This is a genomic window from Algibacter ulvanivorans (assembly GCF_048381495.1).
Taxonomy (GTDB): Bacteria; Bacteroidota; Bacteroidia; order Flavobacteriales; family Flavobacteriaceae; genus Algibacter_B; species Algibacter_B ulvanivorans.
In genome coordinates this window covers 1-230 of the sequence record NZ_JBLWGD010000123.1, presented here as the reverse complement: position 1 = coordinate 230, position 230 = coordinate 1, and the positions used below count along the sequence as shown (strand labels likewise).

General features: G+C 44.3%; 1 protein-coding gene. It reads left to right on the top strand.

Annotated features, from left to right (window positions below):
- On the top strand, window positions 1–230 hold a 230-nt coding region (locus tag ACNG5D_RS16250), incomplete at both ends, for a hypothetical protein (protein ID WP_418184559.1).

Genomic DNA, 230 nt, shown 5'->3' with positions numbered 1-230 from the left:
AAACAACGGTCACTTGGACCGTAACCGATGGTGCTGGTAATACGGCCACTTGTACGCAAACTGTGACTGTAACCGATAATATCAATCCGACTTTTGTAAACTGTGCTGCACCGGTATCTGTAAATGTTGATGCTAATGGCTGTTCTACAGATGCCGCTAATGTCAATCTTGGAACGCCTACTGTGGATGATAACTGTAACACAACATCCATATCTAATGATGCACCTGCC